22 protein-coding genes and 1 rRNA gene are annotated in these 26,829 nt (G+C 30.5%); 21 read left to right on the top strand and 2 right to left on the bottom strand.

Annotation, left to right across the window (positions count from 1 at the left end):
* The first annotated feature begins 148 nt into the window (after positions 1–148).
* The 9 genes from pheS (at position 149) to V6137_RS17015 (ending at position 12,547) form a co-directional block, all read left to right on the top strand.
* On the top strand, positions 149–1,171 hold the full coding sequence (pheS, locus tag V6137_RS17055; RefSeq protein ID WP_425449173.1) for a phenylalanine--tRNA ligase subunit alpha: 1,023 nt from the start codon (positions 149–151) through the stop codon (positions 1,169–1,171).
* A 27-nt stretch (positions 1,172–1,198) separates the two neighbouring features.
* Positions 1,199–3,598 (top strand): phenylalanine--tRNA ligase subunit beta, encoded by a 2,400-nt coding sequence (gene pheT, locus V6137_RS17050; protein ID WP_425449172.1) that lies wholly within the window; start codon positions 1,199–1,201, stop codon positions 3,596–3,598.
* Positions 3,599–3,966: 368 nt separating this feature from the next.
* Positions 3,967–4,527: a cell division protein ZapA gene (locus V6137_RS17045; protein ID WP_425449171.1), complete on the top strand. Its 561-nt coding sequence runs from the start codon at positions 3,967–3,969 to the stop codon at positions 4,525–4,527.
* Between the two features lie 84 nt (positions 4,528–4,611).
* On the top strand, positions 4,612–7,071 hold the full coding sequence (locus tag V6137_RS17040) for a U32 family peptidase (protein WP_425449170.1): 2,460 nt from the start codon (positions 4,612–4,614) through the stop codon (positions 7,069–7,071).
* A gap of 28 nt (positions 7,072–7,099) precedes the next feature.
* Entirely contained in the window at positions 7,100–9,478 is a 2,379-nt protein-coding gene (locus V6137_RS17035) for an endonuclease MutS2 (protein WP_425449169.1), read from the top strand.
* Positions 9,479–9,495: 17 nt separating this feature from the next.
* Positions 9,496–9,945, top strand: coding sequence for a 2-thiouracil desulfurase family protein (locus V6137_RS17030; RefSeq protein WP_425449168.1), 450 nt, complete (start codon positions 9,496–9,498; stop codon positions 9,943–9,945).
* Positions 9,946–9,971: 26 nt separating this feature from the next.
* Positions 9,972–10,157: a hypothetical protein gene (locus V6137_RS17025; RefSeq protein ID WP_425449167.1), complete on the top strand. Its 186-nt coding sequence runs from the start codon at positions 9,972–9,974 to the stop codon at positions 10,155–10,157.
* A 632-nt stretch (positions 10,158–10,789) separates the two neighbouring features.
* Complete coding sequence (locus V6137_RS17020) at positions 10,790–11,449, top strand: lytic transglycosylase domain-containing protein (protein WP_425449166.1); 660 nt, start codon at positions 10,790–10,792, stop codon at positions 11,447–11,449.
* A 48-nt stretch (positions 11,450–11,497) separates the two neighbouring features.
* Positions 11,498–12,547, top strand: a complete 1,050-nt coding sequence (locus tag V6137_RS17015) for a hypothetical protein (protein ID WP_425449165.1) — start codon at positions 11,498–11,500, stop codon at positions 12,545–12,547.
* A 67-nt stretch (positions 12,548–12,614) separates the two neighbouring features.
* Here V6137_RS17015 and V6137_RS17010 read toward each other — a convergent pair whose 3' ends face one another.
* Together V6137_RS17010 and V6137_RS17005 are read right to left on the bottom strand one after the other, a co-directional pair.
* Positions 12,615–12,812, bottom strand: a complete 198-nt coding sequence (locus V6137_RS17010) for a hypothetical protein (RefSeq protein WP_425449164.1) — start codon at positions 12,810–12,812, stop codon at positions 12,615–12,617.
* Positions 12,813–12,954: 142 nt separating this feature from the next.
* Complete coding sequence (locus V6137_RS17005) at positions 12,955–13,449, bottom strand: hypothetical protein (protein WP_425449163.1); 495 nt, start codon at positions 13,447–13,449, stop codon at positions 12,955–12,957.
* Positions 13,450–13,838: 389 nt separating this feature from the next.
* Between V6137_RS17005 and V6137_RS17000 the strand changes: the two genes are divergently transcribed.
* From V6137_RS17000 to V6137_RS16945, 12 genes are all read left to right on the top strand, one after another.
* Complete coding sequence (locus V6137_RS17000; RefSeq protein WP_425449162.1) at positions 13,839–15,194, top strand: MATE family efflux transporter; 1,356 nt, start codon at positions 13,839–13,841, stop codon at positions 15,192–15,194.
* A gap of 79 nt (positions 15,195–15,273) precedes the next feature.
* Positions 15,274–15,798: an amidase domain-containing protein gene (locus V6137_RS16995; protein ID WP_425449161.1), complete on the top strand. Its 525-nt coding sequence runs from the start codon at positions 15,274–15,276 to the stop codon at positions 15,796–15,798.
* Positions 15,799–15,871: 73 nt separating this feature from the next.
* The gene (locus V6137_RS16990) at positions 15,872–16,615 is read left to right on the top strand and encodes a GNAT family N-acetyltransferase (RefSeq protein WP_425449160.1); all 744 of its coding nucleotides are present in this window, start codon (positions 15,872–15,874) and stop codon (positions 16,613–16,615) included.
* A gap of 54 nt (positions 16,616–16,669) precedes the next feature.
* Positions 16,670–18,454, top strand: coding sequence for a B12-binding domain-containing radical SAM protein (locus V6137_RS16985; RefSeq protein WP_425449159.1), 1,785 nt, complete (start codon positions 16,670–16,672; stop codon positions 18,452–18,454).
* Positions 18,455–18,459: 5 nt separating this feature from the next.
* Positions 18,460–19,239 carry a hypothetical protein gene (locus V6137_RS16980; RefSeq protein WP_425449158.1) on the top strand — a complete coding sequence of 260 codons (780 nt, stop codon included), beginning with the start codon at positions 18,460–18,462 and terminating at the stop codon, positions 19,237–19,239.
* A 12-nt stretch (positions 19,240–19,251) separates the two neighbouring features.
* Entirely contained in the window at positions 19,252–19,740 is a 489-nt protein-coding gene (locus V6137_RS16975) for a GNAT family N-acetyltransferase (protein WP_425449157.1), read from the top strand.
* Positions 19,741–19,752: 12 nt separating this feature from the next.
* On the top strand, positions 19,753–20,883 hold the full coding sequence (locus V6137_RS16970) for a tetratricopeptide repeat protein (RefSeq protein ID WP_425449156.1): 1,131 nt from the start codon (positions 19,753–19,755) through the stop codon (positions 20,881–20,883).
* Between the two features lie 296 nt (positions 20,884–21,179).
* Positions 21,180–22,082, top strand: coding sequence for a bifunctional enoyl-CoA hydratase/phosphate acetyltransferase (locus V6137_RS16965; RefSeq protein WP_425449155.1), 903 nt, complete (start codon positions 21,180–21,182; stop codon positions 22,080–22,082).
* A gap of 52 nt (positions 22,083–22,134) precedes the next feature.
* Entirely contained in the window at positions 22,135–23,907 is a 1,773-nt protein-coding gene (gene iorA, locus V6137_RS16960) for an indolepyruvate ferredoxin oxidoreductase subunit alpha (RefSeq protein WP_425449154.1), read from the top strand.
* A gap of 1 nt (position 23,908) precedes the next feature.
* On the top strand, positions 23,909–24,490 hold the full coding sequence (locus tag V6137_RS16955; protein WP_425449153.1) for an indolepyruvate oxidoreductase subunit beta: 582 nt from the start codon (positions 23,909–23,911) through the stop codon (positions 24,488–24,490).
* Between the two features lie 81 nt (positions 24,491–24,571).
* Complete coding sequence (locus V6137_RS16950) at positions 24,572–26,233, top strand: glycosyl hydrolase family 18 protein (RefSeq protein ID WP_425449152.1); 1,662 nt, start codon at positions 24,572–24,574, stop codon at positions 26,231–26,233.
* A gap of 477 nt (positions 26,234–26,710) precedes the next feature.
* A 16S ribosomal RNA gene (locus V6137_RS16945) occupies positions 26,711–26,829 on the top strand; the annotation flags it as partial.

The following is a 26,829-nucleotide window of genomic DNA, read 5'->3' as shown; positions in this document are numbered from 1 at the left end:
TTACAAGTTTATCTTCACAGTATGAAAAATTCAGATTGTCTTAGTGAACCGCCGTATACCGAACGGTACGTACGGTGGTGTGAGAGGCCGGTAGATAAATTAATTATCTACCTCCTACTCTATATTTATAAAGAAGGGAGAATACATTATGAAGGAAACATTAAAAAATATTGAAAAAGAAGCTTTAAATCATCTTAGTAAAACTTCTGATTTGAAAGAGTTAGACCAGATTAGAATAAAGTTTTTAGGTAAAAAAGGAGAACTAACTAAAGTGCTTAGGGGGATGGGAAAACTACCTAAGGAAGAAAGACCTATAGTTGGACAACTGGCAAATGAAGTGAGGGGGAAAATAGAAGAAGAATTAGAAAAGATAAAGGGAGAATTAAAAAACAAAGAGAAGTTAATTAAATTAGAAAAAGAGAAAATAGACATATCAATGCCGGGAAAGGAAAAATTATTAGGCCATAGACACCCCCTTTTAAAGGTAAAGGAAGACTTAGAAAATGTATTTATGAATATGGGATTTGATATAGTAGAAGGTCCGGAAATTGAAACGGTGCACAATAACTTTGATGCATTAAATTCACCTGAAAACCATCCATCAAGGGATCTTTCAGATACATTTTATATAACTGATAATATACTTTTAAGGACCCATACATCTCCAGTGCAAGTAAGGGTTATGAAACAAAGGAAACCACCCCTTAGAATAGTTTCTGCAGGTAGAACTTTTAGGTTTGATGATGTTGATGATACCCATTCACCAATGTTTCACCAATTGGAAGGCCTGGTTATAGATAAAAATATTACAATGGCTAATCTAAAACATACAATAGATATGTTTATTAAAGAAATATTTGGCTCGGATATGGAGACTAGATTTAGACCCCATTACTTCCCATTTACAGAGCCAAGTGCAGAAGTTGATGTATCATGCTTTGAATGTAAAGGGAAGGGTTGTGATTCTTGTCATGGTACTGGCTGGAGTATGGAGCTATTAGGATGTGGAATGGTGCACCCTAAGGTTCTTGAAAATTGTGGAATAGATCCCAATGAGTATAGCGGGTTTGCCTTTGGTTTAGGTATAGATAGAATTGCTATGGTTAAATACGGAATAAATAATATTAGACTGTTATTTGACAATGATATGAGGTTTTTAAACCAATTTTAATATTAGATAATAAGGAGGAGTAGTATAATGTTAGTCCCAATTAAATGGCTTAAAGAGTATGTGAATGTCGATATAGATACTAAAGAGTTAGCAGATAAACTTACTATGTCAGGTTCCCATGTTGATTCTATTGAAAAAATGGATAAGGGAATAGAAAAGGTAGTAGTTGGTAAAATAGAGAAGATAGAAGAACATCCCAATGTTGATAAACTGGTGATTACTACAATAAATGTGGGAGAAGAAGAAAATCTACAGATTGTAACAGGAGCAGATAACATAAATGAAGGAGACTATGTTCCAGTGGCTTTAGTTGGAGCGAAGTTACCAGGGAACTTTAAAATAAAGAAGAGTAAACTTAGAAAAGTGGATTCATATGGAATGCTTTGCTCTGCCAATGAACTTGGTATTAACGAAAATGTAATTCCAAAGGAACAAAAAGATGGGATATTCATATTAGATAAACAATACCAATTGGGAGAAGATATAAAGGAAACCTTAGGTTTATATGGGGAAGTGATAGATTTTGAAATAACACCAAATAGACCTGATTGTTTAAGTATAGTGGGAATGGCTAGAGAAACAGCGGCCACATTTAATAAAGAGTTAAAATACCCTAGTATATCAATAAAGAATGAGGAAGATGATATTTCCAAGTATTTAAATGATATTCAAATAAAAGATACAGATTTATGTAATAGATATTATGGAAAGGTAATAAAGGATGTTACGGTTAAGGCATCTCCTATGTGGCTTCAAAGAAAGCTAATGGAAGCAGGAGTTAGACCTATAAACAATATAGTTGATATAACAAATTATGTTATGTTGGAGCTGGGACAGCCATTACATGCCTTTGATTTAGATAAAGTTCAAGGGAAAAAAGTTGTAGTAAGAAGGGCGAAAAAAGATGAAAAAATAATAACACTAGATGATACCGAAAGGGAATTAGATGAATCTATGCTAGTAATTGCCGACGAAAAACAACCTATAGCTGTTGCAGGGGTAATGGGTGGACTAGATAGTGAGGTTACAGAAAGCACTAAAACTATTTTGATAGAGTCTGCTAATTTCAATGGAAAAAGTGTGAGATTAACTTCTAGAAGTCTAGGATTAAGGACCGATGCATCATCAAGATATGAGAAAGATTTAGACCCGAACTTATCTCAGGAAGTATGTGATAGGGTTTGCCAATTAATAGCTGAAACAGGAGCAGGGACTGTAGTTAAGGGAGCTATTGATAGATATAAGGTAAAGTCTGATAAAAGAAAAATTAGTGTTAATCCCCAAAGAGTAAATAGGCTATTAGGTGTTAAAATAGAAACTGGGGAAATGGTTAATATATTAAATACACTAAATTTACATGCTAGTTATCTAGATGGAGAAATAGTAGCCAATATACCAAGTTTCAGGCAGGATTTGAATCTAGAAGCTGATTTAATAGAAGAGATAGGAAGAATATACGGCTTTGATAAAATTAAGCCAACCAATCTAGTTGGAACATTGACTAAAGGGGAAAAGACCTATTTAAGATCTATAGAAGATAAGACTAAGGATATACTGACTTCATTGGGATTAAATGAAATAACTACATATTCATTTATAAGTCCTAAGTCATATGATAAGATTAATTTGCCTGAATATAGTACCAAGAGAAACTACGTAGAGCTTAAAAATCCCCTTGGAGAGGACTATAGTGTAATGAGAACTACACTGATTCCTAATATGATGGAAGTGTTGACTAAGAATTACAATCATGGTGTTGATAGGGCATGGGCATATGAGATTGGAAATATATTCATTCCAAAGTCGGCTCCAGTTGTATCGGTTCCATATGAAGTTAGAAATCTGTGTATTGGAATGTATGGAGATGTGGATTTCTTTGATATAAAAGGTACCGTTGATAAGTTGTTTGATAGATTAGGAATAACTGGGTATGAATATTTTAGAGAAGAAAATCATAATACTTTCCATCCAGGGAGAACAGCCAATATTATTAAAAATAATACTCTTATAGGGATTATTGGTGAGATACATCCCGATGTCCTTGAAAACTATGGAATGAAAGAAAGGGTATATGTATTAGAACTAGATTTTAATACAATAACGGCATTAACAAGTTTAAAACGAAAATACAAAGAACTACCTAAGTATCCTGCTATAACTAGGGATATTGCCCTGGTATTAGATAAGGAGACTTTAGTCAAAGATATAGAAAAGATAATATGGGAAAATGGAAAGGATATAGTAGAAGAAGTTAACCTATTTGATGTTTATGAAGGTAGTCAGATTCCAGAAGGTAAAAAAAGCATTGCCTATTCAATAAAGTATAGATCCCATAGTAAAACCTTAACCGATGGGGAAGTATCTAAAGTACATGAAAATGTATTGGGATTACTTAGGGATAAGTTAGGTGCTGAGCTAAGAAAATAAAAAAGTAGGGCTACCTACTTTAATAGTATTAACAAAGTAATCAGAAATGTCCGCCAGTCCTCGGATTTAGAAAATATAGAGAAACGGTCGAAAATAGAATTCCAAACTCGCTATGCTCAGACAGTGGAATCCTAAACAATTTTCTCCCTTATTCTATATTTTCACAAACCCTGCGGGATGGCTACCATTTCTGATTACTTTGTCTAAATATACTTTTAAGGTATACTGAAAGTAGGGCTACCTACTTTTTTATTTGCTTTTTAAAATCTTTTTGATTTTTTAGCAGGAAAATGGGCTAAATAAAAGGAATAGTATATTATGGGAAAAGATTTTATTATGAGCTTCTAAAGAGAAGGAGAGTGTAAACTATGACAGATAAGAAAAAAGTTATAGTTAAAATAAATGGGCAAGAATTTACGGTTATAGGTACAGAGCCAGAGGAGTATATTAGAGATATAGCGGAATATGTTGATAGTCAAATTAAAAAGGTACTGGGGAGTAATGAGAAGTTAAGTCAAACTATGGCAGCAGTTTTAACTGCTTTTAATGTAGCCGATCAGTATTATAAAAACTATAACGAACTAGAGGAATTAAAAAAGGAAGTAATGGGACCTTTAAAGAAGTTAGATGCTATGGAAGAAAAAGTTGAAGGATATAAGAATCAAATAAATCATTTAACTGAGAAGTGTAACAACTATAAAGAACAGTTATTTAAGTTTAAAAAAGATAGTCAAGGTTATTCGAAAAAGATGAAAAACTATGAGCAAGCTCTAGAATTAAAAGAAAAGGAGCTTGAAAGATCACAGAAAATAATAAATGAACTTCAAGATAAGCTATTTGAAAATCAGATAGAATTAGTTCAAACTAAAAAGGAACTGGATGAATTTTTAAAGACTTTTGATAAAGAGGATAAAGGAAATGAAAAATAATGATATAATATTTTGTGTATAATATCAAAGAAGAGTAGTTTTCTACTCTTTTATTTGTGTATAATAAAATAGGAGTTGAAATATATGTTAGAGAAGGTGGAGCTATTAGCACCTGTGGGTAGTGAAGAGTCATTATATGCTGCAGTTGAGAATGGAGCGGATGCAGTATATTTAGGTGGAAAACTCTTTAATGCTAGGCAATATGCATCTAATTTTAGCAATGAAGAGCTAAAAGAGGTAGTTCAGTATTGCCATATTAGACAGGTGAAGGTGTATATTACTGTAAATATACTATTAGATAACAACGAGATAAATGAAATTATAGATTATATACTATATCTTTATAATATAGATGTAGATGGAATTATAGTCCAAGATCTGGGACTTTCCAATATAATTAGAACTGTACTTCCTGACTTTGAAGTACATGCCAGTACCCAAATGACGATAAATAACTATATGGGGGCAAAGTTTGTAGAAGATATGGGATTTAAAAGGGCAGTGTTGGCTAGAGAGTTGTCCGTTGGAGAAATTGAATATATATCTAATACTACAAATATAGAACTTGAGGGATTTATACATGGGGCCCTGTGTGTAAGTTATTCAGGACAATGTTTGATGAGTAGTATAATAGGAGGACGGAGTGGAAATAGAGGTAGATGTGCCCAACCATGTAGAATGCCATATACATTTATAAATGACGAAGGAGAAGTACTACAAGGATATAATAATAAATATCTTCTTAGCCCAAAGGACTTAAATACCATCGATAATCTTGACAAAATAATAAATAGTGGCATAGTTTCATTAAAGATTGAAGGACGAATGAAAAGACCAGAATATGTTGCTACTATAGTTAAAAATTATAAAAAAGCCCTTACAAATATTATATCTAATAATACTAAAGATGTCTCACAAAAAGATAAGAAAGATATTAAACAAATCTTTAATAGGGGATTTACCAAGGGATTTATCTTAGGAAAAGATAATAGAGATTTTATATCATATGATAAACCTAATAATAGAGGTATTTATATAGGAAAAGTCATAAATACTGACAAAAGTTATATATATATTAAGTTGATTGAGGATTTAAATTTAGGAGATGGTATAGAGTTAAGAAATGATGATGTAAGTTTTGGACTTAAGGTATCTGAAATATTATTAAATGATAGATCGGTTACTGGAGGTAGTAAGGGAGATATTGTAAAGATTAAAAGAGTAAATAGTAAAGGCAATAAAGACTTAGAAGTATATAAGACTTCTGACATTAAATTACTTGAAAGGGCAAAATTAAGTTATGTTGAAGATAGTAATAAAACTACCATACCAGTTTTTATGAATATAGAAATTAAGATAGATAGATCTATAAAGCTACATCTTTGGGATAATATAAACTATATATCAATTGAAAGTGAAGAAAAGGTGGAACAGGCTAGAAGGGTCTCTCTGAAAGAAGATAAAGTAAAAAAACAAATGGGCAAACTTGGGAATACTCCATATCATCTGCAGCATATTGACATAGATATAGAGGATAATGCCATGGTGTCATTAAGTGTTTTAAATAGGCTTAGAAGGAGAGCTGTTACACAGTTAAATGAAAAAAGAGCCAACTCTAATAATAGAGAATATACCACTAAAGATAATATTGTATCAAAATTTAATGGGATAATAGCATCTAATAGTGAATTAAACAATACTGATAGAGGCTTAATAAGTGTCAAGGTTGATAATATAGAACAATTTAAAAGATTAAATCTAGATAAACTAGATAGAGTATATATTAATTTCCATGATGACATAAATAATTGTATTAATGAAGTGAAAAATCATAATAAAGAAGCCTATTTTTATACAGGTAAAATTTTATCTAATTTAGATTTTAAAAATTTAAAGACCACTATAGATTCCTTAGAAAGATTAGATGGTGTTAGTGTTTCTAATCTTGGAACATTGAAATTTGTTAAAGATAATTATAATATAAATATACATGGGGATATAGGTCTTAATATATTTAATAGTTATACAATGAAATTTTTATATGATTATGGAGTGGATAGTGGTACATTATCACCGGAGCTAACATTAAAGCAAGTTTCAAACATAGCCAAGGGAGGTCCCATGTTAAAAGAAACCTATGGTTATGGTTATCTTCCAGTAATGGTGACTAAATATTGTCCTTTCTCTTTAATTAGAAAATGTAAAGACTCAACTAATTGTGGGGATTGTAGCTATAAAAAAGGATTTGGTCTAAGGGATAGAAAGGGTATGACTTTTAATATTAAGAGGAAAAATAATACCACAATAATATATAATAGTCAACCTTTATTAGCATTGGAACATATAAACAATATATATGATAGTGGAGTGAATATGATAAGACTAGACTTTACTATGGAAAAAGATGAAGTAGAAGATATTCAAGATATCTTTTTTGAGTATGCAAATAAAAATATTAGAAAAGATGAAGTAATAAAGTTTATTGATAAATATAGACAAAAAACAGGTTTTACAAAGGGACATTACTTCAGAGGAGTATTATAATTTTGTCTATTTTGTGGGGAGGGATAAAATGAACGATAGAACACTGAAAGTTTTAGAATACAATAAAATTAAAAATATGCTAAATAATATGGTAGAATCATCTTTAGGTAAAAGTTTAGTAGAGAATTTAAAACCTTCAACGGATATTGAAGATGTAAAGTACATGCAAAATCAAACCGATGAAGCAGTTAATATTATAATAAAAAGGGGAAGACCTCCTTTAGGAGGGATACATGATGTATTAAAGGATATGAAAAGGGCGGAGATAGGATCAACTCTTATGCCTATAAATTTATTAAGGATTGCCGATTCCCTTAGGGCAGCAAGACGCCTAAAAAGCTACATGAAAAAGGATAAAGAAGATAGGGATTCAAATTATCCCATACTTGAAAGTATTATATATAGTCTCAATACCTATAAATATATAGAAGATGATATTTATAATGCAATTATAGGTGAAGATCAAATTTCAGATAATGCCAGCTCTAAATTGAGAAATATAAGAAGGAAGATCGAAAGTAAAAATGGATCTATAAGAAATAAATTAAACTCTATAATTAATTCATCCACAAATAGAAAATATCTACAGGATGCATTAATTACAATAAGAGAAGATAGATTTGTTGTACCCGTTAAGCAAGAGTATAAATCAAATATACCTGGGCTTGTTCATGATCAATCATCAAGTGGAGCCACTCTTTTTATTGAACCCATGGCTATAGTTGAACTAAATAATCAATTGAAGGAATTAAAATTAGAAGAGAAAGAAGAAATAGAAAGAATTCTTGCAGAACTAACTAATTTGGTGGCACAAGAGAGTGAAGGCATTAAAGAAAATCAAAAAATACTATCAAACCTTGATTTAGTTTTTGGAAAGGCCAAGTTAGCCCTAGATATGGATGGTTCTAAACCAATACTAAATAATGAAGGATATATCAATATAAAGAAGGGTAGACATCCTTTAATTCCTAAGGATGAAGTAGTACCTACAGACATATATATAGGTAAAAAGTTTAACACCCTTGTTATTACAGGTCCCAATACAGGGGGGAAGACTGTAACGTTAAAGACGGTGGGACTTTTAACTTTAATGGCTCAATCGGGGATTCAAGTTCCTGGAGAATATGGTTCACATATGGCTGTGTTTGATCAGTTATTTGCTGATATAGGAGATGAACAAAGTATAGAACAAAGTTTAAGTACTTTTTCTTCCCATATGACCAATATTGTAGATATATTAGAATCTGTTGATAAAAATAGTTTAGTATTATTTGATGAACTTGGAGCAGGAACTGACCCAACAGAGGGGGCTGCCCTTGCCATGTCGATATTAAACTATTTACACAGTAAATCAATAAGAACTATAGCTACAACCCACTATAGTGAGCTAAAAGTATATGCATTAACTACTGAAGGAATAGAAAATGCCTCTGTGGAATTTAATGTAAAGACTTTAAGTCCAACATATAAGTTGCTAATTGGAGTGCCTGGAAAATCCAATGCCTTTGAGATATCTAAAAGGATAGGATTAGGAGATTATATAATAGATAGGGCTAGACAGTTAATCTCAAAAGAAAATATAGAGTTTGAAGATGTATTGGCTAGTATAGAAAAGGATAGAAGGGTAACTGAAGAGAATAGACAGAAAACCGAAAGAATGAAAAAAGAGATTGATAAGCTTAAAGAAGAGTTACAGAGCAAAAAGGCTAAAGCTGATGATATGAAAAAAAGGATTATTAGGGAAGCAAAACAAGAGGCTAAAAAAATAGTGAGGGAAGCAAAAGAGGAATCTGATGAAATAGTTAAGGCGCTTAGAGATATATCATCAGATATTGAAAAGGAAAGAAGAAGAAAGATTCAAGAAGCACAAGATACCCTTAAGGGTAGCATAGATAAGATAGACGACGACTTAGCAGAAAATGTTTTATCTAAAAAGGCTAAAAAAATACCTAAAAACCTTAAGGCTGGAGAAACTGTAAAATTATTAAATTTAAATCAAAGGGGAACAGTTATTAATCCACCTAATGAAAGTGGAAATCTTGCTGTTCAAGTGGGTATTATGAAGGTAAATGTCCATGTATCCACCGTACAAAGAATTAAAGGAGATAGTAAATCTAGTCAACAGCCGGGAACTAAATCCATAATAAGAGCTAAAAGTAAAAGTGTAAAAAGTGAAATTGATGTTAGGGGTAAAACATTAGAAGAAGCCGTTTTAGATGTGGATAAGTATTTAGATGATGCATATATTGCTGGGTTAAATAGAATAACAATTATACATGGTAAAGGGACAGGTATATTAAGGCAGGGAATAAGCGAATTATTAAGAAGTCAGCGTCATGTTAAAGGGTATAGACTAGGTAAACATGGTGAAGGTGGAACTGGAGTTACAGTGGTAGATTTAAAGTAGAGGAGTGAAAAAACATTATGTATATAGTTAGCGCATGTTTAGCGGGTATAAGCTGTAGATATGACGGAAAACATAATTTAAATAAGGACATTTTAAATCTACTAAAAGAAGGGAAGGCTATTTTAGTTTGTCCAGAACAATTGGGAGGTTTGTCTACCCCTAGGGTTCCCTGTGAGATAAAAAAAGATAGTGAGGGGAACATAAAAGTAATTAACAAAGAAGGAAAAGATGTTACAGAAAATTTTATAAAGGGAGCCAAGGAAACCCTTAAGATTGCGAAGGATGTTGATGCTACTATTGCAATTTTAAAATCTAGAAGTCCTTCATGTGGATATAAGGAAATATATGATGGAACCTTTTCCGGTAAAAGAATAAAGGGAAATGGTATAACTGGGGAATTATTAAGTAAAGAAGGAATTAAGATTTATAATGAAGACAATATACCAAAAGAGATATTAGATAAATAATAGTGGTATTTAAAGGAGAAATATTAATGGATTTTAGATGTAAGTTCTGTGGATTTCAGATAGTTGATAGGGAAGATAGAATAAGGATTAAAACAAAGGAAGACAGTGTGTATATTATTGGATACTGTGATAATTGTTTAAATTGGAATATTTTAAAAACTATACCTATCAGTAGAATGAAGGAGCACATAAAGCTGAATATTGAAAAATAAAATGTAGAAAAATGTAGAAAAGTATGAAAATAATCGTTTGATAGGGAATAAAATCAAAAAATATCTAAATATCTATTTACAAAAAGTAACTAATAATTTATAATATAGACAATAACATACAATTTAAGGATGTTATTCCCCGCACTAAAATTTAATAAAAATAAGGAAATAGGCATATAAAAGGTGCCTATTTTTTTATTTATTATTTCCAATGTAGGTTCTGAATATATTCAGGCCTATTTTAATGCCATATAATATATGACATTAATAAAATTATTTAAAAAATACAGTCTTTGGCATAATAGGTCTTCTAGAAGAAGACATAAGGGATTCAATGTATTGAGTTCCTACATAAATTTATGGTCTCGTCAATTCTCTACTCTTTGTACCTTGCATAGAACAAAGAAGCACCAAAGTCGCCTTCATTCTATGTCAGTATAAAAATGTTACAAAAAGTACAAATTTGTCGAATGAGAAAAAATAATTGATTAAACTAGAGGATAACAGTAAATATATACTATATACGTAAAAACTACTACATATGGATTAGTTAAGATACTGTAACAATATTGACTGATAGAGTTATTATTTATATAATGACTTCCGTGCATTAAAAAAGGAGGAATTTTGTCGTGAAAAAACGAATTTTATTTTTTATAATTTTATTTATAATAGTATTATTAGGAAGCACAGTATATGGTATAATGTTAAATGAACAAAATTATAGTGGACTAGACTTTGGAGATATGGCTAAAAGAAAGGTGTTGTATTTTAAGCATCCTAAAAATGTGGCTACAGAAGATGAACAGATTGAGTTTATACAGGAAATATCAAAATTAACCAAAGAAGAAGCGGTATATTTAATAGAGGAATGTAATAAAAAAGAACTTGATTTGTTTGTAGTTTTAGGATTAATAAGAGTAGAAAGTAACTTTGATACAATGACTGTAGGAACCCATGGAGAAAGAGGGTTAGGTCAACTTATGGCAAATACTGCCAAACCACTGGCGAAAAATCTGGGTATAAAATATGAACCCAACTCATTATTTAAACCCAAATATAATATCTTTCTGTTTACCACTCAACTTCAATATTTATCCAAAGTCCTTAATGGTGATATACACAAAATACTGACTGCCTATAATAGAGGAGAATATGGGCTAAAGAGATATATGGCATCAAGGGGTCATAGGATAAATCCAGCCGAAAGTACATACTCACATAAAGTATTACACTATAAGAACAAATATTATAAACAATTTAAAGAAGAATATTTATCATATTGGCAATAATGATATAAGGTTACTACAATAAAAGCAACAAGGGTGGTTTTTGGGTATATGATAATAGATAAAATTAATAATCTAATATTGAAAATTACTTATGAGGATATTAAGGGATGTAGCTTTAATTATATCAATAATAAACTATGTTCAGATATAGAGGATAATATATATAAGTGGTCTTATATAACTCAAACTATGATAATGACCATAAAGTCATTAAAACCTTTAAAGGATAAGATAGGGAATAGCATAGATTATAGGAGATTTAAAGAGGAGTTAGATCTGTGGTATTATTATAAAAATGGATATAATGGGTCACTAATAAATATTATTGATAATAATGATTTAAATTATTTTAATGATATTGATGATAGTATATATACTAGAATTTTACCTATTATATTATCAAATACTAATTGGGATATAATAAAAGATGAAGTAATAAAAAATGTTCTATATACAACAGGGAACATTGAGACATTATTGGAAGCTATACTATTATCAAAAGCTATTTATTTAATTATGGAAGGTAAAGAAAGGGATTATGAAGATATAATAAAAGAAATAAAAGAAGATGTCATAAATCTTTCTCAAATAGATTTTAATAATAGATATGGTAATTGTTATAGAATCAATATAGCTAAATATCGTGGGAACTATTCCATAGATTTTGAACGAAAGAAGATTAGTTTATTAAATTTATTAAATGGAATCCACCAACAAAATTATTTTCCTACACTTAAAGAAACACTAAATATAATGAAAGGTAATAAAAAAGAATCGGAATATAAAAATCTTTTTATTATAGGGTTAACAGGTCTTTGCGAAAATAATAGTGATTATGAGTTTAATGGAAAGCTATTTATAAATAGTTTGTGTAAATATATATATAAACTAAGAAAGGGAAGGATTGATCCCCAAAATTTAAGGATAGAGGTAGGTAGTAGTTCCGATGTGTTTAAGTTTAAAGAAAGTGATAGTTTTAAACATCCATTGTTAAATGATTGTTTAGTATTAAAACGTTTCAAAAGTCAAGAACATATTATCACCTATATAAAAACCAAAACAGGTACTTATAGGTTTATAAAAAACATAAAAAAATAGCTATTAGGTTGTATATAGAAAATGCGGTCATTAGACCGCATTTAATTTTATTTTACAACATAATAACTTATTTTTTTCTTAGATAATTTATAAAGTCTTCCTCATTACCACCATATAAAACACTCAATTCTTTAATTATACTATCTTTTAAATTTAAAAAGGCATTTTCATTGGCATTTTTACCAGTGAAATCCAAGGCTTCTATTATCATCAACATATCCTGTTTTGACATTTCAGCAATTGAAATTTTGTCAAATTCATTCACCAATATCTACTCCTTCCTCTACTACATTTATATCTTTAAAGTTATAATTCTATAAAAAACAATTAATACCTTCAAAAATTACTAAAAAAATATAAATTTCAACAAAAAAGAGTAGAAAGTAAAGGGATTTAGCAAAAAATGCTTATAAATCTTCTAAAACTTCAGGATCTTTATCGTGATAAACCCTTTTACTTCTATTTTTCACTTCTTTTAATAGTTTCTTTACACTATTAATTTCATCCTTTATGAGTCTAGTGTCTTCTTTTGAAATATTATAATATAGATATAAATCTTCAAAGGCTCTAACTGTAGTAGAAATCTCTTTATCCACTGTTATGAAGTCCTTAAAGTTTTTACTTTTTTTTGCATTTTTAAATTGTTCAATATCTATTTTTATAGTATTGACAATATCCTCTTCGGATTTTAGGTCTCCAACTGATACAATGTAAGGTTTAATTCTTTCTAAATAATATGTATTATCTTGATTTATATGATACATATAAGAAATCTTTAGATCATCCAATTGATATTTTACATAGAACATAACCCCTTGGATTTTCACAACTTTACAGCCCAGTTCTCTTAATTTATTAAGGCACATTTGATGCCTTATTTGCCTTATGGTCATATACGACATTGGCATACCCCCTATATTTATCCTTGTTATAATTATATCATAAACCAGAAAAAATTATAATTTTAAATTATAATATGTTATAATTGTATATGCTTTTATTAGATACCCTAAACTACTTAAATTTAAAGAAGAAAGTTAAAAGAAGAAAGAAGAAAGTTAAAAACAAAGAACAAATAATAGAGAATAAAGAATAGATAAGGAGACCTTCGACTGAGGTTGAAGCTACAATTATTGTGTAGGGACAGGGTATGTCCTGTCCGGGGGACAATCATAAAATATCCTTTTGAAACGTAGAGGAGAATTCATTCTCCGGAGATTTTATTGATTAAGATTTAAGAAAGAAAAATAAATAAGAATGGACAAAAAAGAAAGGAATGAGGGGATAAGGAATGGAGAAGGGGTTAGTTAATAAAAGAAGGATCAATCAAATTTGGACATTGGCATGGCCACTTATGCTAAGCCAGTTTTTACAAACCTGTTTGCAGTTAGCAGATACTTGGTTTATAAACAGAATCGGTATTACTGAAGCTACAGGTGCTGTTGGAATAGGAACATCCATATTAGAGATATTTATTGTATTTTCTCAATTAATAGCAGCAGGGAGTATAGCCTTAATTGCACGAAGTATGGGTAAAAAAGATGAAAAAGATGCATTGGTAATAACAGAACAGTCATTATTTTTATCATTATTCTTTGGTACTATAATAGCTATAGTATGTTATGTATTTAGGGAACAACTACTAAGCATATTTAATGATAATAAAGAAATGAAGGATTATGCAATTGTATATTTACAGTTTGTTATATTAGGAGTACCTTTTATGTTTTTTAACTTAACAGGTAGAGCAATACTTCAAGCGAGGGGAGACTCTAAAACCCCTATGATAATTTTTGTGATTATGAATATTATAAATGTTGTTTTAGACCCTATACTTATATTTGGATTAGGCTCATTTGAAGGGCTAGGCTTTAAAGGGGCCGCTATAGCCACGGCTACATCCAATATAGTTGCTTTTATCTTTATGGCTTTAGCTATTGGAAAGCAGTTATTTGATGGTAAGGTATCAAAGATTATAAGGAATTTTAAAATCAGTATACATACTGTAAAAAGAATTTTGAAAATAGGTTTCTTTTCAGCTATACAAGCAGTCTCAAGACCTATAACCGGATTTTTAATGTTTAAAATAGCCTCATTATCTGGAGCAGAAGCCGTTTCAGCCTTTACCATAGGAGGACGGATGTTTAACTTAGTATTTATATTTTTAGCAGGTCTGGATATGGCTATCTCTGTTCTAGTGGGACAAAATTTAGGGAAAAAGGATATTAAAGAAGCAGAAAATGTGGTGGAGGATGGACTGAAACTAGCAATAATGAACATGATTATTTTCTCTATACCTTATTTTGTTTTTCCAAAGTTCATAATGTTATTATTTGAAAGTAAAAATATGGAAGTTGTAAATATAGGGGTTAACTATTTAAGGATTACATATGTAGGTTTAATCTTCGTTGTATTTACTATTGTATTAGGTGGAGCCTTTAAAGGTTCAGGAGATACAATGCCACCTATGGTATCGTCCCTTATAGCTAATTGGGCATTTAAATTACCCTTTGCCTACATACTAAGTCAGATGTTAAATGTTGGTTCCAATGGGGTGTGGATAGCTATTAGTTTATCGGTTATAATAGAGGCTTTAATAAATAGAGGGTGGTTTAAAAAGGGGACATGGAAGTATAAGAAGGTTTAGTTAATCTTCAGAATTTCTATTAACACTTAACTTCATATTGAAATAAGATATAATATCAGGAAAAAATGGGGGTTTTGATATGAAGGAAAACTTTAAGGATACTAATAGTAATATATTTCCCTATGATAGAGACGCTGCTTATAGATATGCTAAGAAATGGGCTTTTGAAAGAAATCCTAAGTACTACAATTTTGATGGCATAGGTGGAGATTGTACTAATTTTGCATCTCAAATACTTCATGCTGGGGGATGTGTTATGGATTATTCAAGATGGACTGGATGGTATTATACAAGTGTGAACAATAGGGCCCCATCATGGACTAGTGTTGAATATCTATATAAGTTTCTTATTAATAATAAAAATAGAGGTCCTATAGCAGAAGAGTGTACAATTGATGATTTGGAAATAGGAGATATAATACAGCTTAACTTTAATTATGATGATAAATTCAATCATAGTCCTATTGTGGTGAAAATCGATGAACCTAGAAAGCCGGAAAACATATTTATAGCAGCCCATACCTATGATAGGTTTGAATATCCATTGATAAATTATGATTATGATGATATAAGGTTCTTACATATAGTGGGGTATAGGATATAGTTATTACTATATTTTTTAAAAATTCACTACTATGATATAATGTATTAGTAATTTTTATAGTGGAGGTAATAATATGGAAAAAATAAAGGATAAAAAGGTTATTGAAAAACTAATAAATATTGATAAAATAGGTACTTTAAATGCAGTAAATACAATGAAGTATGAAAAAGAGTGGGATATATATGTTGATAATAAGGTAAATCCTAAAGGGTTTGTTGTAAATAGTCGTATGTGGAATATTCCCTTTGGAGAAGACGATGATGTTATAATAAGTATGTTAAAGGGATTAGATTATAGTAAAGAACAAAATTTTGCTGGAGTATTAAAAAAATATTATGATATGGTTAAAGATATGAAAGAGATAGCTTGGGAGGAGCATTGCTATTTATATTATTTAGACAAAGAAAATTTGGATTTAGATAATATAAATCATGAAGTTGGAAGTTTAGATGTACAACATGTGGAAATTTTAGATAAGTATTATACATATAAAGATGATGAATCCTATAACTATATAAAAGAGTGCATAGAAACAAGACCTAGTTCAGCTGTATTTGATGAAAATGGTGAGCCCATATCTTGGTGTGTTCTTAGGGAAGATGGTACAATGGGTATTATGTATACTAAAAAAGAACATAGGGGAAAAGGATTAGCCATATCGGTTTCCGTAGATTTAGCTAAAAAGGTAATTGATAATGGAGGAGTTCCCTATGTACATATAGTTACAGATAATAATCCATCAATAAATTTAGCTGAAACCTTAGGATTCAAAAAATATGGAGAGATAGTATGGTTTGGAGTAAAAGCTGAGAAATAGGACATAATTAACTATATACAATAACTAATATTATAAGTAAGGAAGGTCGTTTATATGAATGTATTATTAACCACCCTAAATTCAAAATATATACACTCTTCTCTTTCTATAAGATATTTAAGAAGCTATTGTCAAGATGTTTTACCTAATATAGATTTAGAGGAATATACAATAAACCAGAATGTAGACTTTATAACTGGGGAAATTTTTAAGAAAAAGCCGGATATTGTGGCTTTTTCATGCTACATATGGAATATAGATGAAACTTTGCAAATAGCAGAGGGATTAAAAACTGTAAAGAAGGATATAAAGATAATATTGGGAGGACCAGAGGTGTCCTTTAATAGCAAAGAAATGTTAGAGAAATTTTCCTTTATAGATTTTATAATTTATGGAGAAGGGGAAGAAACATTTAAAGACTTATTATTAGAATTAAAAAATAAAGATTATAATTTTAATGATATAGACGGATTAGTATATAGATTTGGTGATCAAATAATCGGGACTAAACCTAGACTGGCAATAGAAAATTTAGATGACATACCATCTCCATTTGATGGGGATTTATCTGAATTTAGAAATAAAATTGTTTACTTTGAAAGCTCAAGGGGATGTCCCTTTAATTGTAACTTCTGTTTATCTTCGACTATAAATGGAGTAAGATTTTTTTCAATAGAGAGGGTAAAGTCTGATTTGAAGAAACTCATAGATGCAGAAGTAAGACAAGTTAAATTTGTGGATAGAACCTTTAATGCAAATAAAATATATGCATTTGATATAATGAACTTTATAATGGAGCAAAATGTTGAAAATATTAATTTCCATTTTGAGGTTACGGCCCATTTGTTAGATGATGAAATGTTAGACTTTTTGAAAAAAGTTCCTAAGGGTTTATTTCAATTTGAAATTGGTGTTCAGTCAACTAATGAAAAAACTATTAAGGCCATAGATAGAACTACTGATTTTAAAAAGTTAAGTGAAGTTGTAAAAAGGATAAAAGATTATAGTAATATCCATCAGCACTTAGATTTAATAGCAGGTCTTCCCTATGAGGATTATCAAAGTTTTAGAAATTCTTTTAATGATGTATATGACTTAAAACCAGATAAGTTACAGTTAGGTTTTTTGAAGTTACTCAAAGGATCAAAATTAAGGGATAAGAAAGGGGAGCATGGGTTTAAATTTATTAATAAAGCTCCTTATGAAGTCTTGGAAACCAGTTATATAAGTTATGAAGAGATATTGAGGTTAAAGATAATAGAAGATCTAGTAGAAAAGTATGGTAACGAAACAGATTTTATTCATTCCATTGGCTATACAATAAATAACTACTACTCATCTCCATTTGACTTCTTTGAGGATTTCAGTTTATACTGGGAACAAAAGGAATATCATAAAAGAAATCATAGTAAAAAGAATTTGTATAAAATATTTTTTGAATTTTATAGGGAAAAGATAGGAGATAATCTCCGAGTATTTAATGAAGTATTAAAGTATGATTTCATCTATAATAATAAGAATCCTAATTTACCTGAGTTTATATACAGCTATGATAAAGAAGAGATAAGGTCCATAAGACATGATTTCTTAGGAAATGAAAAAAATGTAGAAAAATATTTATCCGATTATAAGGATATAAAGGTAAAAAAAATAATTAAAGAGATCCATTTTGAAAAATTTAATTTTAATATTATTAAGTTTATTAATAATGACTATAATCTGAAAGAAATGGAAAAAAGAGAAACTTTGATTATGTTTAACTATAATGCAAAGAATACTTTAGACAATATTAATAAATGTAAAACCTCCGATGTAACAATTGACTTTTTTAAGGAGTGATATTATTGAGTTTTTTTAGAGATCTATATTATATAAATAGGAAATGTGTTAAGGATACTTTAAAACTATTTGGTAAAAATTGGTTGATTATATTTATAGGAATTGCGTATCCAGTTATATCCATAGTCTTAATGAAAATTATTGGTATACTATCTATGAGCTTTATATTAAGTTTATTTGCTGGCTTAATACTGATTATAGCAGAAAGTGCTATTACATCAAACTTTCTATATCTTTTATATAATATAGTTAACCATGGCAAATTTACTGTTCAGGATTTTAAAGATGGATTTAAAGTATATCTATGGAAGATATATACGGTATTTTTCATAGGATGGATTGCTAGGTTTGTATTTGACCAATTTATAGCAAGGGCATTACAAGGGATATTACCTTTCTTGTCCTATATTGCATTGGCATTAATAATACAGATTCTAGTGTTACTTTTATTAAATCCTTTACCTGAAGCCATATATCAAAAACATTATTCTTCATGGGAAAGTATTGTATATGCTTTTAAGTTTATTAAGGATAATTGGATAGAATGGTTTATACCTAATATAATATTTATGTTAATACTGTATTATAGTACAGGAACAATAATCAGTGATGTTTTAGCTTATAATACAGGGGTATTTTTTAATGTATCAGTTTTTAGTATAGTAAGATATTTATTAGGGCAACTTATTTTCTCCTTTACTATGATATATAGGGGGGTCTTGTTTGATATATTAAGTACAAGTAATAGAAGAAAGAGAATGTTTATGTTAGATTTATATAAATAGGAGGGGATGAAAGTGGAGGTCAGATTTAGAGATATTAAAAAAGAAGATATTAATCAAGTGGTAGACTTTTTTAAGGAGTTACACCATGAGAAAGCTGAGGTTTCCTTTAGTGAAGTGGAAAAGAAAGAAGAAATAGAACAATGGATAGATGAGCCTAGAATGTGTTTATATGTTGCCGAAGAGGATGGGAAAATTTTAGGTGTATTTAGGGGCAAGAGAGGAAAAGAAGGTAGAAATCATAGTTGTTTTTTAACGGCGGCAGTAAGTAAGAAATGCCGAGGTCAAAAAATTGGACAAAGACTTACTAATTACTCTTTAGATAGATTAAAAGAAGAGGGGGTAAAAATTGCTAGAGCCTACGTTTATAGTAATAACCCATCATCGGTAAGTACACTATTAAAATGTGGATTTACCTCTTCTGGGTGTGTACATATGCACCATTTTGATGAAAAGACAAATGGTTATGTTGATGATCTTATATTTCATAAAATATTAAAATAGATAGGTGGTATAATGAAAAACATTAATGAATTTTTTAAACAAAAGACAGAAAATCTTTCTTTTATAGAGTTAAAGCCTAACTCTTTTATTGATGTAAATGGATATAAAGTTGGTAGTGATATACCACTACCAATGACTGTAGATGAGTTAGTTACTGAAGTAAAGGAACAGAGGGCTCAAGAGGAACTAAAGATAACTTCTTTTATAGAGGGTATGATATATACTATGGGTGTAGACCCAGAGTTTAAATACTTTAATGATTATAAAAAGATTATATATAGTTTTGATGAAAAGATTGAAGATTATATATTATATAAAGGATTAAAGTTTATAGAAGAAGGGGCCATAGATGAAGCTATGATATATTTTAGAGCCCTTGTAAATATTAACAAAGAAAATGTAATCGCTTTATATAATTATGCCTTATCCCTAGAAGAGAAGGCAAAAAAACTTTATAAAGTTAAAAAAATTAATGATGGAAATTTCTTCTTAAATGAATCAACTAGACAGTTTGAAGATATAATAGACCTAGATCCTACATTTGCTCCGGGCTATTATAAACTAGGGTTTCATTATAGAAATAGTAAGCAATTTAGAAAGAGTCAAATAATGTGGGAGAAACTTTTAGATTTTGATGATGATGACGAAAGAATAGGGGAAATAAAAAAGAATCTACAAGATATGGAAGATGATGTTCAGTATGAAGAGGGATATCTTGAGGTTTTAAATGGGAATGCCGAGGAAGGTCTTAAAAAATTACTACCCTTAGAAGAAAAGTACACCGATTGGTGGAATTTATTGTTTATGATAGGTCTTGGTTATCGTCAGCTTGGACAATATAATAAGGCTAAGGATCAGTTTGAAAAGGTATTGGCCATGTATCCAAACCAAGTAGAGTCTTTAAATGAGTTAGGACTTTGTCTAGCGGTACTGAATCAGCATGATGAGGCCATTAGTAAATTTACTCAAGCTATAGAAAATAGACCCAATGATTTTGAAATACTTTGTAACAGAGGTATGACTTATTTGGAAAAAGGAGATATGGAAAAGGCAACTAAAGATATAGAAAAAGCTTATAGCATAAATCCAGAAGATCAAGTAACTATATCTTGTAAGAGACATTTGGAGAAGATTAAGGATTAAGTTAAAGAAGAAATATAAAAACACTCTACCATGTTATATAAGGTGGGGTGTTTTTTTTGTAATAGAAACATGGACAAAGGTATATATATGTAATAGGTTTTAAAATTATATGAACTTTTTGAGTCTTTATATATTACAAAAAGTTCACAAACTCAAGAAAAATAATTAAAGGAATAAAAGTACTAATGTAGAATAGGTATAGTGGAGTATTTTTTAGAGTATTTTGAATATATATGTAGGAGCCTAAAGGAATATGTCATAGGAAAAGGTTTTTTTAAAATAAAAGGAGGGGTTATGTGATAAGATCTTTAGAAGCTTTATTAGATAGGGCTAGGGGTGAAGAATCTAAAAGATTAGTCGTAGCATCTTGCCAAGATGAAGAAGTCTTAAAAGCTGTTGTCGAAGCTAAAGAGCTAGGCATTGTAGAGCCTATTTTAATAGGAGACATTGATAAGACAAAAACAATAGCTAATGAGTCTAAATTGAATATAGATGGATTTGAGATGGTGAATTCTGAAAGTTTAGAAGAGTCGGCAGAATTAGCAGTTAAATATGTAAGTAGTAAAAAAGCAGACTTTATCATGAAGGGTTTAATAGATACTTCAATATTACTTAAACAAGTTCTTAATAAAGAGTATGGATTGAGAACTGACAGCTTACTTAGTCATGTAATGGTATATGAGATACCAACATATCATAAGTTATTATTCTTAACCGATGGGGGTATGAATCTATATCCTGATTTAGATACCAAAGTTAAGATTGTGAATAATGCTGTAAAGGTAGTTAAATCTTTAGGCAATAATGAAGTTAAAGTTGCTGCTTTAGCTGCTAAGGAAAAGGTTAATCCGAAGATGCAAGCCACCGTAGATGGTAATGAACTTAAGAATATGTGTGGCGAAGGAAAATTTGAAGACGGGGTTATCATAGATGGGCCATTGGCTTTAGATTTGGCTGTATCAAAGGAAGCTTGTGATATTAAAGGTTATAATAGTAAAGTAGCAGGGGATACAGATGTTTTGTTGGTTCCTAATATAGAAACAGGAAATGGTATAGGGAAAAGCTTAACATATTTTGCTAATGGTAAGTCGGCTGGAGTTATTATGGGTGCCAGTGCCCCTGTGGTTTTGGTTTCTAGGGCAGATACCCATGAAGCAAAATTAAACTCTATAGCTTTAGGAAGTTTGATTGCTAAATAATAATATTAATATATATTTGTTTAAACTTTTATTTTGTAAAGGGGTGTAATCTATGAAAAATTTTTTAACAGGTAATGAAGCAGTAGCACGAGGTGCCTTTGAAGCTGGTGTAACATTGGCAAGTGCTTATCCAGGAACTCCCAGTACTGAAATACTGGAGAATGTAGCGAACTATAAGGAGATATATTCCCAGTGGTCTCCAAATGAAAAAGTTGCTTTAGAGGTTGCTATTGGAGGTTCCATTGCAGGAGCCAGAACTCTTGCAGCTATGAAGCATGTGGGTATTAATGTGGCAGCAGATCCATTATTTACATTTGGATATTTAGGAGTAAATGGAGGATGTATAATTGTATCCGCTGATGATCCTGGAATGCATAGTTCTCAAAATGAACAGGACAACAGATATTATGCTAAAGCATCAAAAATAGCCATGCTTGAACCAAGTGATAGTCAAGAGGCTAAAGATTTTGTTAAAGTTGGATATGAAATAAGTGAAAAATATGATGTACCAATATTACTAAGACTTACAACTAGAATCTGTCATAGTAAAGGATTAGTGGAATTCGATGATAGAGAAGAAGTTGGTATGAAAGTTTATGAAAAGAATATACCTAAATATGTTGCTACTCCTGCCAATGGTAGAAAACTACATGTTGTTGTTGAGGAAAAACTTAAAAAATTAGAGGAATATAGTAACAATACACCGTTAAATAGATTTGAGTGGAATGATAAAAAGATAGGAATTATAACATCGGGAGTTGCTTATCAATATGCTAAAGAGGTATTTGGTGATACGGTATCATACCTTAAGTTAGGCTTTACTTTCCCATTACCAAAGGAAAAAATAAAAGAGTTTGCTAATGAAGTAGATAAACTATATGTAATAGAAGAACTGGAACCTTATTTAGAGACAGAGATAAAAGCTATGGGAATAGATGTTATAGGTAAGGAAGTAATACCTATTGTAGGAGAATTAAACCCAGATATTATTGCAGAAGCTATTCTAGGTGAAAAAAGAGAAGCTGTTGCTAAGAATGAAGAGAAAGTTGTGGGAAGACCTCCTACTATGTGTGCTGGATGTCCCCATAGAGGACTATTCTATGAGTTAAGCAAGAAGAAAAATACTGTTGTAACTGGAGATATAGGGTGTTATACTTTAGGCTCAGCTCCGCCACTTTCAACAATGGATACATGTGTCTGTATGGGAGCCAGTGTGAGTGCTGGACATGGTTTTGCTGCGGCTAGCAAATTTAATGGTAGAGACACTAAGGTCTTTGGTGTAATAGGAGACTCTACATTCTTCCATTCAGGAATAACGGGTCTTATAGATATAGTTTATAATAAAGGTAATGCTGCTACTATTATACTTGATAATAGAATCACTGGAATGACAGGACATCAAGAAAACCCTGGAACTGGGTACACATTAATGGGTGATGTAACAGAGCAGATTGATTTAGTAAAAGTATGTGAAGCTATTGGAGTAAAACATATTGAGGTTATAAATCCTTTAGATTTAAAAGCAACAAAAGCAGCAATCGACAAAGCTATGGAAACTGAAGAGCCTATGGTTATAATAACAAAATGGCCTTGTGTTCTTAAAAAATCAACTAAGGAAGAAATTGAAGAGTACGGTTTAGATAGAAAGTCTTGTGTTGTAGACAGTGAAAAATGTAAAAAATGTAAAATGTGTTTAAAAGCCGGTTGTCCAGCGATATCCTTTGATGATAATACTGGTGCTATTATTGATGATTCTATGTGTGTAGGTTGCGATGTATGTCTACAAATATGTCTATTCGATGCAATAGAAAAGGTGGGTGAATAATATGTCAAAAATAAATAATATTTTACTAGTTGGAGTAGGTGGGCAAGGTATAATACTTGCCAGTAAGGTTTTATCATCGGGGTTAATAAAAGCAGGTTATGATGTTAAAATGTCAGAGGTTCATGGTATGGCCCAAAGAGGTGGAAGTGTTACTACCCAAGTTAGATATGGTGAAAAAGTTTACTCTCCTATTATAGGAAAGGGGCAAGCAGATATAGTTGTAGCTTTTGAAAAAATGGAAGCTGAAAGATGGATAGACCACTTAAAGCCAAAGGGTAAGCTTGTTATAAATGAATATGGTATACCTTCAGTACCTATTTTAACAGGAGAAGCTAAGTATCCAGAAGGTGTAGTTGAAGGACTTAAAAATAAGGTTGATACTACAGTTATAAATGCTGTGGATATAGCAAAAAATGAGATAGGTAATATAAGGACTCAAAACATCGTTATGTTAGGTGGATTAGTTAAGGCGCTAAATATTGATGAAGTTGATTGGGAAGAAGTTATAAGAGAAAATGTTAAAGAAAAATTTGTTGATATAAATATAAAAGCCTTCAATAGAGGTAAAGAATTAGTTAAATAATATGATATAATTAAGGGGATGGTATATTACCATCCCTTAGTTTATGGGCAAAGTGATAAAAAATAGTAAAGGATGTGTGGGATGAAAAAACTTTTTTTAGGTCTTTTGGTAACTGCATTTATTTTAGGGATTGTATCAATTTATGTATTGGTAGCTCATACAAATTTAATTGCTACTCCTACCTATACAATGCCGGAAGATACGAGGTTAGTTTTAGATGGGCAAATGAAAGCATATAGGGGAGATATAATTAATAATGATGAGGGGAGCTTTGTTAATATAGACATTTTGAAGGATGTATTAAATTTAGACATGGTCTGGGATACTAAAAATGAAATAGGTGTTTTTTATGATGGGAATAAGATATTTAGATTTTATAGTGAAGAACTAACGATAAAAGTTAATCAACAGTTTGTAGAAAATAAAAATACCTTCTTATACAAAGATGGACAAGCTTTTATAAACTTTGATTTTATTAAAGAACATTCTGATTATAGTTACAGTTATATTGAAGATACAGATATTTTAATTATTGATAAAAAAGGTTCTATAAAAAGACTGGCGGTAGCAAAAAATAAAGCTAGGCTAAGAAAGAAAAAAAGTGTATGGTCTGAAGTAGAGGATATAGCTGATATAGACGAAGAAGTATTTATATATGATACAGAAAAAGAATGGTCATATGCTAGAACCTCTAGAGGGTTATCTGGATATGTAAAGAATAGTGATGTTGATATGAAGAGATTGATACATTATGATGAAGAAAAAGAAGTAAAAAAAGAAGAAGAAAAAAGTGAAAAGATTAATATAACATGGGAGTTTGTATATAGAACTACCCCTAGTGCTAATAAATTAAAAGAGGTCCAGGGCTTAGATGTGATAGCACCTACTTGGTTTGAACTACAGGATGAAGAAGGGAACCTTTACGATAAAGGAAGTAAAGAATATGTTAAATGGGCCCATGGAAATAACTATAAAGTATGGGGAGTATTTAATAATGCCTTTAATCTTGAACGTACTAATAAAATAGTTAATGACGCTAAATTAAGAGAAAAGGTTATAAGTAAAATTATAGATTTAGCTTTGTATTATGATTTGGATGGAATAAATATAGACTTTGAGAATGTATACTTAAAGGATAAAGATATGTTCACTCAATTTATAAAAGAGCTATCTCCTATAGCTAGAGAAAATGATTTAACTCTGTCTATAGATGTAACCATTAAATCAAAAAGTGAAAACTGGTCTATGTTCTATGACAGAGAGAAACTAGGGGAATTAGTGGACTATGTAATATTGATGGCATATGATGAGTATCCAAGGGGAAGTAAAGTGAGTGGGTCTGTGGCTTCTATACCATGGGTAGAGAGAGGAATAAAGACTTTGTTAGATGAAGTGCCTAATAATAAGGTAATATTAGGAGTTCCCTTTTATAATAGAATATGGAAAGAAGAAATTGTAGATGGAGAAATAGATGTAACCCCGTATGCTGTATCCATGGAAAGGGCAGAAGAATTACTCAGAAAATATAATGGGGAAGTTAAGTTTGATGAAAATACTAATCAATATTATGGAGAGTATAGAGTGGATGGGGACCTATATAAGGTATGGTTAGAAAACGAACATTCAATGAAAGAAAGGATAAAATTAATAAAAAAATATGATTTATCTGGAATAGCTTCTTGGAGAAGAGGTTTTGAAAAAGAAGGTATCTGGAGTTTAATTAGTCAGAATTTAAATGATTAAAAGTATAAATGTGTGGACTAGGTGATTTGTAACATCATAGTTTGTTTGAGTTGCTGAGGGATTCATAACCCCTCAGCTTGTTTTTAAGTTTTTTTATAAAATGTGTATATTTTTATATAGATTAATAAATACTATATTTGGTTTGAAAAACTCTTGACGAATTCTATGGAATCTGTTATAGTATTAAGAGTCGTCGAAAAAAAACGACGGTAAGATTCACTACTAACAAACAACAGTGGATAATTGGATTACGACTTCGAATTTATTCGGAGGTTACTTCAAAAAACTTCAAGAAAACACTTGACACATTAAAAGTAATCTGATATAGTGTTAAGAGTCGCAACGAAACAAATTGTTTCAAAAACAAATTTGGTCTTTGAAAATTAAACAGTGCAAGTCAAGCACATCCCAGATATTAATTTGAGATGAAAAACATTTAACACCAGCGTCACATTGAGTGACAGGTAATAAAACTTTTAATTTGAGAGTTTGATCCTGGCTCAGGACGAACGCTGGCGGCGTGCCTAACACATGCAAGTCGAGCGTGAAGCTATTTATTGAACCTTCGGGTGATTTAAATAGTGGAAAGCGGCGGA

This window comes from Dethiothermospora halolimnae (assembly GCF_037577855.1).
In the GTDB taxonomy this organism is placed as follows: Bacteria; Bacillota; Clostridia; order Tissierellales; family VENL01; genus Dethiothermospora; species Dethiothermospora halolimnae.
The sequence above is the reverse complement of the archived record's forward strand: the minus strand, read 5'-3'. Positions and strand labels throughout refer to the sequence as shown.

What these genes read in the sequence shown, in the direction of transcription:
- pheS (WP_425449173.1), top strand. Translation starts at nt 149, where the DNA reads ATGAAGGAAACATTAAAAAATATTGAAAAAGAAGCTTTAAATCATCTT.
- pheT (WP_425449172.1), top strand. Translation starts at nt 1,199, where the DNA reads ATGTTAGTCCCAATTAAATGGCTTAAAGAGTATGTGAATGTCGATATA.
- V6137_RS17045 (WP_425449171.1), top strand. Translation starts at nt 3,967, where the DNA reads ATGACAGATAAGAAAAAAGTTATAGTTAAAATAAATGGGCAAGAATTT.
- V6137_RS17040 (WP_425449170.1), top strand. Translation starts at nt 4,612, where the DNA reads ATGTTAGAGAAGGTGGAGCTATTAGCACCTGTGGGTAGTGAAGAGTCA.
- V6137_RS17035 (WP_425449169.1), top strand. Translation starts at nt 7,100, where the DNA reads ATGAACGATAGAACACTGAAAGTTTTAGAATACAATAAAATTAAAAAT.
- V6137_RS17030 (WP_425449168.1), top strand. Translation starts at nt 9,496, where the DNA reads ATGTATATAGTTAGCGCATGTTTAGCGGGTATAAGCTGTAGATATGAC.
- V6137_RS17025 (WP_425449167.1), top strand. Translation starts at nt 9,972, where the DNA reads ATGGATTTTAGATGTAAGTTCTGTGGATTTCAGATAGTTGATAGGGAA.
- V6137_RS17015 (WP_425449165.1), top strand. Translation starts at nt 11,498, where the DNA reads ATGATAATAGATAAAATTAATAATCTAATATTGAAAATTACTTATGAG.
- V6137_RS17005 (WP_425449163.1), bottom strand. Translation starts at nt 13,449, where the DNA reads ATGTCGTATATGACCATAAGGCAAATAAGGCATCAAATGTGCCTTAAT.
- V6137_RS17000 (WP_425449162.1), top strand. Translation starts at nt 13,839, where the DNA reads ATGGAGAAGGGGTTAGTTAATAAAAGAAGGATCAATCAAATTTGGACA.
- V6137_RS16995 (WP_425449161.1), top strand. Translation starts at nt 15,274, where the DNA reads ATGAAGGAAAACTTTAAGGATACTAATAGTAATATATTTCCCTATGAT.
- V6137_RS16990 (WP_425449160.1), top strand. Translation starts at nt 15,872, where the DNA reads ATGGAAAAAATAAAGGATAAAAAGGTTATTGAAAAACTAATAAATATT.
- V6137_RS16985 (WP_425449159.1), top strand. Translation starts at nt 16,670, where the DNA reads ATGAATGTATTATTAACCACCCTAAATTCAAAATATATACACTCTTCT.
- V6137_RS16970 (WP_425449156.1), top strand. Translation starts at nt 19,753, where the DNA reads ATGAAAAACATTAATGAATTTTTTAAACAAAAGACAGAAAATCTTTCT.
- iorA (WP_425449154.1), top strand. Translation starts at nt 22,135, where the DNA reads ATGAAAAATTTTTTAACAGGTAATGAAGCAGTAGCACGAGGTGCCTTT.
- V6137_RS16955 (WP_425449153.1), top strand. Translation starts at nt 23,909, where the DNA reads ATGTCAAAAATAAATAATATTTTACTAGTTGGAGTAGGTGGGCAAGGT.
- V6137_RS16950 (WP_425449152.1), top strand. Translation starts at nt 24,572, where the DNA reads ATGAAAAAACTTTTTTTAGGTCTTTTGGTAACTGCATTTATTTTAGGG.